Annotated in this window: 17 protein-coding genes; 6 read left to right on the forward strand and 11 right to left on the reverse strand. The window is 61.6% G+C overall.

Translation table 11 applies throughout. The features are described 5' to 3' along the window. Both M5C01_RS18960 and tldD read left to right on the forward strand, forming a co-directional pair. The gene (locus M5C01_RS18960) at positions 1–846 is read left to right on the forward strand and encodes a carbon-nitrogen hydrolase family protein (RefSeq protein ID WP_103496432.1); all 846 of its coding nucleotides are present in this window, start codon (positions 1–3) and stop codon (positions 844–846) included. A gap of 19 nt (positions 847–865) precedes the next feature. Further along, positions 866–2308 carry a metalloprotease TldD gene (tldD, locus tag M5C01_RS18965; protein ID WP_100942256.1) on the forward strand — a complete coding sequence of 481 codons (1443 nt, stop codon included), beginning with the start codon at positions 866–868 and terminating at the stop codon, positions 2306–2308. 51 nt (positions 2309–2359) lie between these two features. Here the strand turns inward: tldD and yjgA are convergent, their stop codons facing one another. Next, a complete protein-coding gene (gene yjgA / locus M5C01_RS18970; RefSeq protein WP_152740060.1) occupies positions 2360–2881 on the reverse strand; it encodes a ribosome biogenesis factor YjgA in 522 nt (173 codons plus the stop codon). 108 nt (positions 2882–2989) lie between these two features. On the opposite strand from yjgA, the gene pmbA reads away from it, so the two are divergent. Beyond that, entirely contained in the window at positions 2990–4336 is a 1347-nt protein-coding gene (gene pmbA / locus M5C01_RS18975; protein ID WP_152740059.1) for a metalloprotease PmbA, read from the forward strand. A 191-nt stretch (positions 4337–4527) separates the two neighbouring features. Here pmbA and M5C01_RS18980 read toward each other — a convergent pair whose 3' ends face one another. From M5C01_RS18980 to M5C01_RS19025, 10 genes are all read right to left on the reverse strand, one after another. Then, positions 4528–4800: an HPr family phosphocarrier protein gene (locus M5C01_RS18980; protein WP_103498078.1), complete on the reverse strand. Its 273-nt coding sequence runs from the start codon at positions 4798–4800 to the stop codon at positions 4528–4530. 16 nt (positions 4801–4816) lie between these two features. Continuing rightward, positions 4817–5674 carry an RNase adapter RapZ gene (rapZ, locus tag M5C01_RS18985; RefSeq protein WP_152740058.1) on the reverse strand — a complete coding sequence of 286 codons (858 nt, stop codon included), beginning with the start codon at positions 5672–5674 and terminating at the stop codon, positions 4817–4819. Between the two features lie 2 nt (positions 5675–5676). Continuing rightward, positions 5677–6141 carry a PTS IIA-like nitrogen regulatory protein PtsN gene (gene ptsN, locus M5C01_RS18990; protein ID WP_103498076.1) on the reverse strand — a complete coding sequence of 155 codons (465 nt, stop codon included), beginning with the start codon at positions 6139–6141 and terminating at the stop codon, positions 5677–5679. 9 nt (positions 6142–6150) lie between these two features. Then, complete coding sequence (gene raiA / locus M5C01_RS18995) at positions 6151–6456, reverse strand: ribosome-associated translation inhibitor RaiA (RefSeq protein WP_017126531.1); 306 nt, start codon at positions 6454–6456, stop codon at positions 6151–6153. 78 nt (positions 6457–6534) lie between these two features. Continuing rightward, the gene (locus tag M5C01_RS19000; protein WP_103498075.1) at positions 6535–8031 is read right to left on the reverse strand and encodes an RNA polymerase factor sigma-54; all 1497 of its coding nucleotides are present in this window, start codon (positions 8029–8031) and stop codon (positions 6535–6537) included. A 187-nt stretch (positions 8032–8218) separates the two neighbouring features. Then, positions 8219–8944 carry an LPS export ABC transporter ATP-binding protein gene (gene lptB / locus M5C01_RS19005; RefSeq protein ID WP_152740057.1) on the reverse strand — a complete coding sequence of 242 codons (726 nt, stop codon included), beginning with the start codon at positions 8942–8944 and terminating at the stop codon, positions 8219–8221. Next, positions 8944–9489, reverse strand: a complete 546-nt coding sequence (lptA, locus tag M5C01_RS19010; protein WP_103498073.1) for a lipopolysaccharide transport periplasmic protein LptA — start codon at positions 9487–9489, stop codon at positions 8944–8946. Before lptA ends, lptB begins: the two co-directional genes overlap by 1 nt. Next, complete coding sequence (lptC, locus tag M5C01_RS19015) at positions 9476–10048, reverse strand: LPS export ABC transporter periplasmic protein LptC (RefSeq protein ID WP_103498072.1); 573 nt, start codon at positions 10046–10048, stop codon at positions 9476–9478. Before lptC ends, lptA begins: the two co-directional genes overlap by 14 nt. 8 nt (positions 10049–10056) lie before the next feature. Beyond that, on the reverse strand, positions 10057–10581 hold the full coding sequence (locus M5C01_RS19020; protein WP_152740056.1) for an HAD family hydrolase: 525 nt from the start codon (positions 10579–10581) through the stop codon (positions 10057–10059). Continuing rightward, on the reverse strand, positions 10582–11556 hold the full coding sequence (locus M5C01_RS19025; protein ID WP_152740055.1) for a KpsF/GutQ family sugar-phosphate isomerase: 975 nt from the start codon (positions 11554–11556) through the stop codon (positions 10582–10584). It lies immediately after the preceding gene. 291 nt (positions 11557–11847) lie between these two features. Here M5C01_RS19025 and M5C01_RS19030 point away from each other — a divergent pair, with 291 nt between their 5' ends. The 3 genes from M5C01_RS19030 to mlaD are packed head-to-tail and all read left to right on the forward strand — an operon-like array spanning position 11848 to position 13924. Next, positions 11848–12657, forward strand: a complete 810-nt coding sequence (locus M5C01_RS19030) for an ATP-binding cassette domain-containing protein (RefSeq protein WP_152740054.1) — start codon at positions 11848–11850, stop codon at positions 12655–12657. A gap of 2 nt (positions 12658–12659) precedes the next feature. Then, entirely contained in the window at positions 12660–13457 is a 798-nt protein-coding gene (gene mlaE / locus M5C01_RS19035) for a lipid asymmetry maintenance ABC transporter permease subunit MlaE (RefSeq protein WP_152740053.1), read from the forward strand. Beyond that, entirely contained in the window at positions 13457–13924 is a 468-nt protein-coding gene (mlaD, locus tag M5C01_RS19040) for an outer membrane lipid asymmetry maintenance protein MlaD (protein ID WP_103498067.1), read from the forward strand. Before mlaE ends, mlaD begins: the two co-directional genes overlap by 1 nt. The last annotated feature ends 7 nt before the right edge of the window (positions 13925–13931 follow it).

Consider the following 13931-nt stretch of genomic DNA (forward strand, 5'->3'; position numbering starts at 1 on the left):
ATGACCTTTTCCGTCATCCAGATGGTCAGCCAGAGCGATGTGCTGGCCAACCTGGCCCAGGCCCGCGCGCTGCTGGAGCGGGCGGCCGAAGGCGGGGCGCGACTGGCCGTACTGCCGGAAAACTTCGCCGCCATGGGCCGTCGCGACGTCGCCGAGATCGGCCGCGCCGAGGCCATGGGTGAAGGACCTGTCCTGCCCTGGTTGAAACAGGCCGCCCGCGACCTCAAGTTATGGATAGTGGCGGGCACCTTGCCGTTACCGCCCGTTGACCAACCGCATGCCAAGGCCAATGCCTGCTCGCTGTTGATCGATGAGCAGGGCGAGACGGTGGCACGCTACGACAAGCTGCATTTGTTCGATGTGGACGTGGCGGACACGCGCGGACGTTATCGCGAATCCGATGACTATGCTTATGGCAGCCAGGTGGTGGTGGCCGATACCCCGGTAGGTCGGCTGGGCCTGAGCGTGTGTTACGACCTGCGCTTTCCCGAGCTCTACAGTGAATTGCGCAAGGCCGGTGCCGAATTGATCACCGCGCCCTCGGCCTTTACCGCCGTGACCGGTGCCGCGCACTGGGAGGTGCTGATTCGCGCCCGGGCCATCGAGACCCAGTGCTACCTGCTGGCGGCGGCCCAGGGCGGGGTGCATCCGGGGCCACGGGAAACCTTCGGGCATGCGGCGATTGTCGACCCATGGGGGCGCATAGTCGCCGAACAGGATCAAGGCGAAGCGGTGTTGCTGGCCGAACGCGACAGTAATGAACAAGCGTCCATCCGGGCGCGGATGCCGGTGGCGAGCCATCGGCGCTTTTTCTCGCAGGGCGCGCAGCGACCTGCATCGGAATGACGAAATAAGGCGCAAAACCATGAGCGAGTTGTTGTCCTCAGTCAGCGAACACCTGTTGGCGCCGGGTGGCGTGACCATCGAAAGTCTGCAAGCGGTTCTGGGCGACCTGGCCGGGCCGGGCATCGACGCCGCCGACCTGTATTTCCAGGGGCAGATCTCCGAGTCCTGGGCCCTGGAAGACGGCATCGTCAAGGAAGGCAGTTTCAACCTTGACCAGGGTGTCGGCGTACGCGCCCAGTCCGGTGAAAAAACCGGTTTTGCCTACAGCAACGCCATTACCCTCGAAGCCCTGGGCTCGGCGGCGCGTGCCGCCCGTTCGATTTCCCGGGCCGGGCAGCATGGCAAAGTCCAGGTGTTCAGCAGCCAGGAAGTCACGCAGTTGTATGCGCCGGACAACCCGCTGGATGTGATGAGCCGTGCCGAGAAGGTCGAGTTGCTCAAGCGTGTCGATGTCGCCACTCGCGCCCTTGATCCGCGTATCCAGCAGGTTTCGGTGAGCATGGCCGGGGTCTGGGAGCGGATTCTCGTGGCCTCCACCGACGGCGGCCTGGCGGCGGATGTGCGGCCGCTGGTGCGCTTCAATGTCAGTGTGATCGTCGAGCAGAACGGCCGGCGTGAACGCGGCGGCCACGGCGGTGGCGGGCGTACCGACTATCGTTATTTCCTCACGGAAGACCGGGCCATGGGTTATGCCCGCGAGGCCCTGCGCCAGGCACTGGTCAACCTTGAAGCGATTCCCGCGCCGGCCGGCACCTTGCCGGTGGTGCTCGGCTCCGGCTGGTCCGGGGTGCTGCTGCACGAAGCGGTCGGCCACGGCCTGGAAGGCGACTTCAACCGCAAGGGCAGCTCGGCCTACAGCGGGCGGATGGGCGAGATGGTTGCCTCGAAACTCTGCACCATCGTCGATGACGGCACCCTGGCCGGTCGTCGCGGCTCCCTGAGCGTCGACGACGAAGGCACACCGACCGAGTGCACCACGCTGATCGAAAACGGCGTGCTCAAAGGTTATATGCAAGACAAGCTCAATGCCCGGCTGATGGGCGTGGCGCGCACCGGCAACGGTCGTCGCGAATCCTATGCGCACCTGCCGATGCCGCGCATGACCAACACCTACATGCTCGGTGGCGAAAGCGATCCGGCGGAAATCATCGCCTCGGTGAAACGCGGGATCTACTGCGCCAACCTCGGCGGCGGCCAGGTCGATATCACCAGCGGCAAGTTCGTGTTCTCCACCAGCGAGGCCTACCTGATCGAAGACGGCAAGATCACCGCACCGGTCAAGGGCGCGACCCTGATCGGCAACGGCCCGGAAGCCATGAGTCGGGTGTCGATGGTCGGTAATGACCTGGCGCTGGACAGCGGCGTGGGCACGTGCGGCAAGGATGGGCAGTCGGTACCGGTGGGGGTCGGTCAGCCAACCTTGAAAATCGATGCGATCACCGTGGGTGGCACGGGGTCGTAGGAAGGGGTGGAGCGTCGGGTGAGCGCCAAGGCGACTCACCCGGGGCGAAGATCAACGCAGACCGCGTTGAGTATCGTCCAGCTCACGGATGTACTTGAAGATTTTACGGCTGGAGGCCGGCGCCTTGTTCTGCGCAAGCTCGTGTTGAGCCTGGCGGATCAGGGAACGCAGTTGCTGGCGATCAGCGTCCGGGTAGTCGGCGACGAACTTTTCCAGCACATCGTCGGCGCCTGCGATCAAGCGATCACGCCAGCGTTCGAGATTGTGGAAACGTTCGTTGTATTGCCGGGTGGAGGCGTCGAGTTGATCGAGCAGAACCAGAATGGCGTCAGTGTCCTGATCGCGCATCAGCCTGCCGATGAACTGGATATGCCGTTTACGCGCGATATTCGCGGTGTGCTTCGGCGCTTCGGCCAGGGCACGGCGCAAGCCGTCGGTCAGTGGCAGTTTTGCCACCAGGTCGGGCTTGAGTGTTGTCAGGCGCTCGCCGAGGTCAACCAGAGCATGCAGCTCGCGTTTGACCTGGGTTTTGCTTTTCTCCCCATCGAGGGAGTCGTCGTAAGAATCAACCATGGTGGCAGTCCGCAAAGAAACGCCGCCATGATAACCAGTCGGGGGCCGCTTGTCCGGCCCGGTCGCTCGAAGACCTTGACCGAAAGCAGAATTTGAGTGGAGAAAGCCATGAGTTCAGCACAAAGCGTCGGCCCGCAGGCGTTGCCGGTCCTGCAGGAGCAGGTCGAGCAGATTCTCGCCGAAGCCAAACGCCAGGGCGCCAGTGCCTGTGAAGTGGCGGTATCCCTGGAGCAGGGGCTGTCGACTTCGGTGCGCCAGCGGGAAGTGGAAACCGTCGAGTTCAACCGCGACCAGGGTTTCGGCATCACCTTGTACGTGGGCCAGCGCAAAGGCTCGGCCAGCACCTCGGCCAGTGGTCCTGAAGCGATTCGCGAAACCGTGGCGGCGGCCCTGGCCATCGCCAAGCACACCTCGGAAGACGAGCACTCGGGCCTGGCTGATGCGGCCCTGATGGCCAAGGAGCTCAAGGACTTCGATCTGTTCCATGCCTGGGACATCACCCCTGAGCAGGCCATCGAGCGCGCATTGATCTGCGAGGCGGCGGCGTTTGACGCCGACAGCCGGATCAAGAATGCCGACGGCACCACCTTGAGCACCTCCCAGGGTTGCCGCGTGTATGGCAACAGCCACGGGTTTATCGGCGGTTCGGCTTCGACCCGGCACAGCCTCAGCTGTGTGATGATCGCCGAAGGCGACGGCCAGATGCAGCGCGATTACTGGTATGACGTCAATCGCCAGGGCGAACTGCTCGCGGATGCCTCGAGCATTGGCCGCAAGGCCGCGCAAAGGGCGGCCAGCCGGCTGGGCGCGCGTCCGGTGCCGACCTGCGAAGTGCCGGTGCTGTTCTCGGCGGAGTTGGCCGGTGGTCTGTTCGGCAATTTCCTCTCGGCGATCTCCGGCGGTAACCTGTACCGCAAGTCCTCTTTCCTCGAAGGGGCGATGGGCCAGCGCCTGTTCCCGGAGTGGCTGACCCTCGACGAGCGTCCGCACCTGATGCAGGCCATGGGCAGTTCGGCGTTTGACGGCGACGGCCTGGCGACCTATGCCAAGCCGTTCGTCGAAAATGGCACCCTGGTCTCCTATGTGCTGGGTACCTACTCGGGCCGCAAGCTGGGTCTGCCAAGCACGGCCAACGCCGGTGGCGTGCACAACCTGTTCGTCACCCATGGGGTCGAGGACCAGGACGCGCTGATCCGGCGCATGGGTCGCGGCCTGCTGGTGACCGAGTTGATGGGCCATGGCCTGAACATGGTCACCGGGGACTATTCGCGCGGGGCGGCGGGCTTCTGGGTCGAGAATGGCGAGATCCAGTTCCCGGTCCAGGAAGTGACCATCGCCGGCAATATGCGCGACATGTTCAAGCAGATCGTGGCGGTTGGCAGCGATCTGGAACTGCGCAGCCATATCCGTACCGGTTCGGTATTGATCGAGCGGATGATGGTCGCCGGTAGCTGATTCGGCGTATCGGTTGTACAAAAAAGGGTGTCATCCAATGGATGACACCCTTTTTTTGGCCTCACGGGGACCTTTGGTTGTACTGGACCCGTGGCGAGCGGGCTTGCCCTGATGCCGTTCAGTTAAGGCCAAACACGGTCCCTGTGGGAGTCGGCTTGCCGGCGATGGCGTCCGAATGGACGCCGCAGGACTTACTCGCCTTCGTCGAAATAATTGTTGATCAGCTTGACCAGCGCCGCCATGGCCGCGTCTTCCTGTTCGCCTTCGGTCTTCAGGTGAATCTTGGTGCCCTTGCCAGCGGCCAGCATCATCATGGCCATGATGCTCTTGCCGTCGACCATGCTTTCCGGTGTACGCCCGGCGCGGATCTGGCAGGGGAACTGGCCGGCCACGCCGACGAATTTCGCCGAAGCACGGGCGTGCAGACCCAGTTTGTTGATGATTTCAATTTCCAGAGCGGGCATCGCGGTGGTGGTCCTTTCAGCTAAGGTCGCGGTGGCGGACCTGGACGTTCTTCAGGGATTGTTGCAGGGCCTTGCCCAAGCGTTCGGTGAGGTAGACGGAGCGGTGATGCCCGCCCGTGCAGCCGATGGCAATAGTGACATAAGCCCGGTTGCTGGCGGCAAAACGCGGCAACCATTTAAGCAAATAACTGGAAATATCCTGGTACATCTCTTCGACGTCGGCTTGTGCGGCCAGGTATTCGACCACCGGTTGGTCGAGCCCGGACTGCTCGCGCAGTTCTGGTTTCCAGTAGGGATTGGGCAGGCAGCGTACGTCGAACACCAGGTCGGCATCCACCGGCATCCCGCGCTTGAAACCGAACGACTCGACCAGGAAGGCGGTACCCGGTTCCGGCTGGTTCAGCAGGCGCAGCTTGATGGTGTCGCGCAGTTGATAGAGGTTCAGGTTGGTGGTGTTGACCTTGAGGTCGGCCAGGTCCGAGATCGGCCCCAGCAGGTTGCTTTCGTCGCGGATGGCCTCGGCCAGTGAGCGATTGGCATTGCTCAGCGGGTGGCGTCGACGGGTTTCGGAAAAACGCTTGAGCAGGGTTTCCTCGTCGGCGTCCAGGTACAGCACATCGCACTGGATATGCCGGCTGCGCACTTCATCGAGCAGTTCCGGGAAGCGTGACAGGTGGCTGGGCAGGTTGCGTGCGTCGATGGAAACGGCGACCAGCGGTTGCGCCAGCTCGGTATGGATCAGCGCGCGTTCGGCCAGCTCTGGCAGCAGGCCGGCCGGCAGGTTGTCGATGCAGTAGTAACCGTTGTCCTCGAGGACATCGAGGGCGGTACTTTTACCCGAGCCGGAGCGGCCGCTGACGATGATCAAGCGCATGGTCAGTGACCGCTCTGCTCGTCCAGGACTACCTGGTACAGGGCCTGGTTGGAGGTTGCCGCACGCAGTTTGTCGCGTACGTCCTTGCGGTCGAGCATGCTGGCAATCTGCCGAAGCAGTTCCAGGTGGGCATCGGTGGCGGCTTCCGGGACCAGCAGGACGAACAGCAGGTCAACCGGCGCGCCGTCGATGGCGTCGAAATCGATAGGGGCGTCCAGGTGCATCAGGGCGCTGATGGGCGCCACGCAACCCTTCAGGCGGCAGTGCGGGATGGCAATGCCATTGCCGAAACCGGTCGAGCCGAGTTTCTCCCGGGCGATCAGGCTGTCGAAGACATCCTGCATGGCCAGGTAAGGAACTTCGTGGCTGATCAGGTTGGCAATTTGCTCGAGGGCTTTCTTTTTACTGCCGCCCGGCACGTTCACCAAAGAACGGCCGGGGGTCAGGATGCTTTCAAGTCGGATCATGGATGGGTATCAGCGACCTGTACCTTGGAGCAGGTGCAGGTTCTTTTCCTTATGCTTTTTCAGTTGTCGGTCCAACTTGTCGGTGAGCAGGTCGATCGCCGCATACATGTCGTCATGCTCGGCGTTGGCGACCACTTCACCGCCGTGGATATGCAAGGTGGCTTCGATTTTCTGCTTCAGTTTTTCGACGGCCATGGTCACCTGTACGTTGGTGATCTTGTCGAAATGACGCTCCAGTCGGTCGAGTTTCTCGCCGATGTAAGCACGCAGGGGTTCGGTCACTTCCAGCTGGTGTCCACTGATATTGACTTGCATACAGCTTCTCCTTCGTTGCCAGTGCATAAAGCGGTAGGCGATTGCCCACCACTGGAACGCTGTAACGGGGCCCGTCCACTACATCAGTCGCTTCCGTTCGCTAGAGGGGGCTATCCCCAGGGACTCACGGTATTTGGCGACAGTACGACGGGCCACCTGAATGCCTTGTGCCTCCAGTAAACCAGCGATCTTGCTGTCACTCAACGGCTTTTTCTGATTTTCCGCTGCAACCAGTTTCTTGATGATCGCGCGGATCGCCGTGGACGAGCATTCGCCGCCTTCGGAGGTGCTGACGTGGCTGGAGAAAAAGTATTTCAGTTCATAGATACCGCGGGGGGTATGCATGAATTTTTGCGTGGTCACCCGGGAAATCGTCGACTCGTGCATGCCCACCGCTTCGGCGATGTCATGCAGGACCAGCGGCTTCATCGCCTCGTCACCGTATTCCAGGAAGCCGCGCTGGTGCTCGACGATCTGGGTGGCGACCTTCATCAGGGTTTCGTTGCGGCTCTGCAGGCTCTTGATGAACCAGCGGGCTTCCTGCAACTGGTTGCGCATGAAGGTGTTGTCGGCGCTGGTGTCGGCGCGGCGGACAAAACCGGCGTACTGCGGATTGACCCGCAGGCGCGGCACCGATTCCTGGTTCAGTTCCACCAGCCAGCGCTCGTTGTCCTTGCGCACGATCACGTCGGGGACGACGTATTCGGCTTCGCTGGACTCGATTTGCGAGCCCGGGCGCGGATTGAGGCTCTGGACCAACTCGATGACCTGGCGCAGCTCGTCTTCCTTGAGCTTCATGCGCCGCATCAGTTGGCTGTAGTCGCGGCTGCCGAGCAGGTCGATGTAGTCGCTGACCAGGCGCTGGGCTTCGGCCAGCCAGGGCGTGCGCGCTGGCAGCTGACGCAATTGCAGCAGCAGGCATTCGCCGAGGTTGCGCGCGCCGATGCCGGCCGGTTCGAATTGCTGGATGCGATGCAGTACCGCTTCGATCTCGTCCAGCTCGATATCCAGCTCCGGGTCGAAGGCGTCGAGGATTTCCTCGAGGGTTTCGTCCAGGTAGCCCTGATTGTTGATGCAGTCGATCAGGGTCACGGCGATCAGCCGATCGGTGTCGGACATCGGCGCCAGGTTCAGTTGCCAGAGCAGATGGCTCTGCAGGCTCTCGCCGGCCGAGGTACGGGTGGTGAAGTCCCACTCGTCGTCATCGTTGCTTGGCAGGCTGCTGGCGCTGGTCTGGTAGACATCTTCCCAGGCGGTGTCGACGGGCAGTTCGTTGGGAATGCGCTCGTTCCAGTCGCCTTCCTCGAGGTTGTCCACCGTCGGGGCGGTTTCCTGCTGGAAGGAGGGTTCCTGGATTTCAGTGTTGGGTTTGTGCTCGGCGTTGTCGGCCAACGGGTCGGTATTGTCGAAGTCGTCGCCTTCTTCCTGGCGTTCGAGCATCGGATTGGACTCCAGGGCCTCCTGGATTTCCTGCTGAAGGTCCAGGGTCGACAATTGGAGCAGGCGGATGGCCTGTTGCAGCTGCGGTGTCATCGTCAGCTGCTGGCCCATTCTCAGGACTAGCGATGGTTTCATGGCAGGGGCTTAACACCTTATTCGCCGGCGCGCATGCGCCATCCACTCTACAGGGCGCCGGGGCGCCAAACATAAGCAAATTATATGCCTGAAACCCGAGCCTTTGCCTAGAGCGCTGTAGCAATAAAAATCTTGTGGTTTTTATTGAACAGGGAGCGCTCTGGCGGTTGATCCGTTACCTCGATGTTTACAGGCGGAACTCATGGCCCAGGTAGACTTCCTTGACCAGTTCGTTGGCCAGGATAGTGGCCGAATCGCCTTCGGCGATCAGCTGTCCATCATTGACGATATAGGCCGTTTCGCAGATGTCCAGGGTCTCGCGGACGTTGTGGTCGGTGATCAGTACGCCGATGCCCTTGGCCTTGAGGTGATGGATGATCTGTTTGATATCGCCAACGGAAATCGGATCGACCCCGGCGAAGGGCTCGTCGAGCAGGATGAATTTCGGCGCGGTGGCCAGGGCGCGGGCGATTTCCACCCGGCGCCGTTCACCACCGGACAGGCTCATGCCGAGGTTGTCGCGAATGTGGCTGATGTGGAATTCCTGCAACAGGCTTTCCAGCTCCTTGCGGCGGCTGTTCTTGTCGAGCTCCTTGCGGGTCTCGAGGATCGCCATGATGTTGTCCGCCACCGACAGCTTGCGGAAAATCGACGCTTCCTGGGGCAGATAGCCGATCCCGGCGCGCGCGCGGCCGTGCATCGGCTGGTGGCTGACATCCTGGTCGTCGATCAGTACGCGACCCTGGTCGGCCTGGACCAGGCCGACGATCATGTAGAAGCAGGTGGTCTTGCCGGCACCGTTGGGGCCGAGCAAGCCGACGATCTGCCCGCTGTCGATCGACAGGCTGACATCACGCACCACCTGGCGACTTTTGTAGGCCTTGGCCAGATGCTGGGCTTTCAGGGTTGCCATTACTGCGCCTTCTGCTGTTCGGTTTTCTGCTTCGGCTGGATGACCATGTCGATGCGTGGGCGCGGGGCGGTGATCGTGCTGCCGTTGGCGCGGCCGGCCTGGGCGATCTGCTTCACCGTGTCGTAGACGATTTTCTCGCCTTCGGTGGTGTTGCCGTCGTTGATCACCTTGGCCTTGTCGATCAGGATGATGCGGTTCTGTTGGGCGTGGTACTGGATGGTCACGCCATAGCCCTGCACCGGCTTCGGATCGCCGACTTTCTGCAGTTGCTCGAAGTAGGCCAGGTTGCCCACTGAGGTCACCACGTCGATGGCGCCGTCCTTGGTCCGGGTCAGCGTCACGGTGTTGCCCTTGACGATCATCGAGCCTTGGGTAATGACCACGTCACCTTTGTAGGTGGCGATGCCTTGCTTGTCGTCCAGCTGAGCGTCGTCGGCCTGGATGCGAATGGGCTGCTGGCTGTCGGTCGGCAGAGCCCAGGCGCTCACGCTTCCCAGTGCCGCACCGAGGCCAAGCAAAATAGGGAGGGTTTTAACGAGACTCATACTGTCCTCTTACATTGGACAGCAGGTGTATCCGGCTGTCGTTCAAATACGCTTTCATTCCCTTGCCAGTGGTCACGCCGTCGGCGCCGTCGATTCTAACGGCTTGCTCGGTCTGCGCATATTGCTTCTGTGGGAATACTGTCATGCGACTGCTGGTAATGATGACTTCCCGCTGTAGTTCGTCGGTCCGCGCCACCCGTACGGAGTCGATCAGCTCGATCTCGGTGCCGTCCGGATTGACCTCGGCGTGCTCGCTCTGGACATGCCAGGGATAGACCGTGCCACGGTAGATGTGCATGTCGGGCTTGGTCACCAGGGTCACGTCGGACGCCTTGAGGTGTTCGACCTTGTCGCCGGTCAGGTCGTACTGTACCCGACCGTCGGGCATGTACTGAATGCTGTGGGCGTTAATAGCGTAGTAGTCGATCTGGGTTTCATCGACCTGCGCCACCGGGCGCTCGAGGAAGCGTTCCGGGCTGATGTTCCAGTAGCCAACGGCCGCGAAAATGGCGGCGATGACTGCGAACAGCAGAATATTGCGAATTTTCTTGCTCAGCATAAATAGCTCTACAGGTAGGCGGCGTGAGCCGCTTCAAGACTGCCCTGGGCTTGCAGGATCAGTTCGCAGAATTCGCGGGCGGCGCCGTCGCCGCCCCGGGCCCGGGTGATGCCGTGGGCGTGTTCGCGGACAAAGCTGGCGGCGTTGGCCACGGCCATGCCCAGGCCGACGCGGCGGATCACCGGCAGGTCCGGCAGGTCGTCACCCAGGTAGGCGACCTGTTCATAGCTCAGATTGAGCTGGGCCAGCAGGGCGTCGAGCACCACCAGCTTGTCCTCGCGGCCCTGGTAGACGTGGGGAATGCCGAGGTTCCGCGCCCGTCGTTCGACCAGTGCGGTCTTGCGACCGCTGATAATAGCGGTTTGCACGCCAGCGGCCATCAGCATCTTGATGCCCTGGCCGTCGAGGGTGCTGAACGACTTGAATTCGCTGCCGTCCTCGAGGAAGTACAGGCGACCGTCGGTCAGTACGCCATCGACGTCGAAGACCGCCAGCTTGATGGCCTTGCCGCGTTGCAACAGATCGTCGTTCATTTACATCACTCCCGCGCGCAGCAGATCGTGCATGTTCAGGGCGCCCACCGGGCGGTCGTCGCTGTCGACCACCACCAGCGCGCTGATCTTGTGGTCTTCCATGATTTTCAGGGCTTCGGCGGCGAGCATTTCGGCCCGGGCGGTCTTGCCATGGGGGGTCATGACGTCTTCGATCAGGGCCGTATGGATGTCGATGGTGCGGTCCAGGGTCCGGCGCAGGTCGCCGTCGGTGAAGATCCCGGCCAGGCGCCCGTCGGCTTCGGCGATCACGGTCATGCCAAGGCCTTTGCGAGTCATTTCCATCAGCGCATTTTTTAACAGGGTGCCGCGCAGGACCTGCGGCAGCTCATCGCCGGCGTGCATGACATTTTCCACTTTCAGCAGCAAACGCCGCCCCAGGGCGCCGCCCGGGTGGGAAAAGGCGAAGTCCTCGGCGGTGAAGCCGCGGGCCTCGAGCAGGGCCACGGCCAGGGCATCGCCCATCACCAGGGCCGCGGTGGTCGAGGAGGTCGGCGCCAGGTTCAGCGGGCAGGCCTCATGCTCCACATGCACGTTGAGGTTGACTTCGGCGGCCTTGGCCAGCGGCGAGTCGGGGTTGCCGGTCAGGCTGATCAACTGGATGCCCAGGCGCTTGATCAACGGCAGCAGGGTGACGATTTCCGCGGTCGAGCCGGAGTTGGACAGGGCCAGGATGATGTCATCGCGGGTGATCATGCCCATGTCGCCGTGGCTGGCTTCGGCGGGGTGGACGAAAAACGCCGTGGTGCCGGTGCTGGCCAGGGTCGCGGCGATCTTGTTGCCGATGTGCCCGGACTTGCCCATGCCGACCACGACCACACGGCCCTTGCTGGCCAGAATCATTTCGCAAGCGCGTACGAAATCTGCGTCGATATGGGCGAGCAAGCCTTCTACGGCTTCGCGTTCGAGGCGGATGGTGCGTTGTGCTGATTGAATCAGGTCGCTGGATTGGCTCATGTCAGAAATCGGTTAGCCTGATGAAAAGGCGCGATTATAGCGGTAATGCCTTCTCCACTCCCACTAGATCATTGCGTTTTGCGTGGTGCCTGTAGGACTTTGCCTCGGGTTTTTATCTCGCAAGCCGTCAAGCCCGGCTTTATTTATCCTGAACAAGGGTGGCTTCGGCCTTGGGCGGGTCGTATCAGCGGTGATATAGTTCGCGGCTAGTTCGGCCCGCTCAGGAAGTATGCGCCTCTTCTCAAGAGAGGCCTGGTGCCCGAGTCCGAGGCTGCATCGCAAGGAGTTTAGATGAGCGCCGATAACGCCTACGCGGTCGAGCTGAAGGGTGTGACCTTCAAGCGCGGTGCGCGCAGCATCTTCAATAATGTCGACATTCGTATCCCGCGAGGCAAGGTCACCGGCATCATGGGACCTTCCGGGTGCGGCAAGACCACCCTGTTGCGGCTGATGGGTGCGCAACTGCGCCCCAGCGGCGGCGAAGTCTGGGTCAATGGTCAGAATCTTCCCACCCTGTCGCGCGGCGATCTGTTCGACGCGCGCAAGCATATGGGCGTGCTGTTCCAGAGCGGTGCGCTGTTCACCGACCTGGATGTTTTCGAGAACGTCGCCTTTCCGCTGCGGGTTCATACCGAACTGCCGGAAGAAATGATTCGTGACATTGTTCTGCTGAAATTGCAGGCGGTGGGACTGCGCGGGGCGGTCGACCTGATGCCCGACGAGCTGTCCGGTGGTATGAAACGGCGTGTGGCCCTGGCCCGGGCGATTGCCCTGGACCCGCAGATCCTCATGTATGACGAACCGTTCGTCGGCCAGGACCCGATCGCCATGGGCGTCCTCGTGCGCCTGATCCGACTGCTCAATGACGCCCTGGGTATCACCAGCATCGTGGTTTCCCACGATCTGGCCGAAACCGCGAGCATCGCCGACTACCTGTATGTGGTCGGTGACGGCCAGGTGCTTGGGCAAGGCACCCCGGAAGAACTGATGAACGCCGATAACCCGCGTATCCGCCAGTTCATGACGGGCGATCCCGACGGTCCCGTGCCGTTCCACTTTCCGGCGACGGACTACCGCGCCGACCTGTTGGGGAAGCGCTGACAATGCGCAAGAAATCACTTATCGAGAGAGTGCGTCTGTTCGGCCGTTCGGGCCTGGACGTGCTCGCCGTGCTCGGCCGTTCGACGTTGTTCCTGTTCCATGTGCTGTTCGGCCGCGGCGGCATTGGCGGCGGTTTCGGGCTGTTGATCAAGCAATTGCATTCCGTGGGCGTGATGAGCCTGGTGATCATCGTCGTCTCCGGCGTGTTCATCGGCATGGTCCTGGCCTTGCAGGGCTTCAACATTCTTTCCAGCTACGGTTCCGAGCAGGCGGTGGGGCAGATGGTCGCCCTGACGCTGCTGCGTGAACTCGGGCCGGTGGTCACCGCGCTGCTGTTCGCCGGACGGGCCGGTTCGGCGCTGACCGCCGAAATCGGCAACATGAAATCCACCGAGCAACTGTCCAGCCTGGAAATGATCGGTGTCGATCCGCTCAAGTACATCGTTGCGCCGCGGCTCTGGGCCGGCTTTATCTCCCTGCCGCTGCTGGCGATGATCTTCAGTGTGGTCGGGATCTGGGGCGGTTCTTGGGTGGCGGTGGACTGGCTGGGGGTCTATGACGGCTCCTACTGGGCCAACATGCAGAACAGCGTGACGTTCAACAGTGATGTGCTGAACGGGATTATCAAAAGTATCGTATTCGCCTTCGTGGTGACCTGGATTGCCGTCTTTCAAGGCTACGACTGCGAACCCACTTCCGAGGGGATCAGCCGTGCCACGACCAAGACCGTGGTCTATGCCTCCTTGGCCGTGCTTGGCCTTGACTTTATTCTGACCGCCTTGATGTTTGGAGATTTCTGATGCAAAACCGCACCCTGGAAATCGGTGTCGGCCTTTTTCTGCTGGCTGGCATCCTGGCTTTGCTGCTGCTTGCGTTGCGGGTCAGTGGACTGTCCCCTACGACAAACACTGAAACGTATAAATTATATGCGTACTTCGACAATATCGCCGGTTTGACTGTCAGAGCCAAGGTCACCATGGCCGGTGTCACCATCGGCAAGGTGACGGCGATCGATCTGGACCATGACAGTTTCACCGGCCGGGTGACCATGCAAGTTGAAAAACGCGTGAACAACCTGCCGACTGATTCCACTGCGTCTATCCTCACGGCGGGCTTGCTCGGCGAGAAGTACATCGGTCTCAGCGTGGGCGGGGAAAGTGCCGTGCTCAAGGATGGTGGGACCATCCACGACACCCAGTCGTCGCTGGTACTGGAAGATCTGATCGGTAAATTCCTGCTCAATACCGTGAACAAAGACGCCAAATGAGGAGTTT

The sequence above is a fragment of the Pseudomonas sp. MWU12-2319 genome (assembly GCF_023242525.1).
In the GTDB taxonomy this organism is placed as follows: domain Bacteria; phylum Pseudomonadota; class Gammaproteobacteria; order Pseudomonadales; family Pseudomonadaceae; genus Aquipseudomonas; species Aquipseudomonas gingeri_D.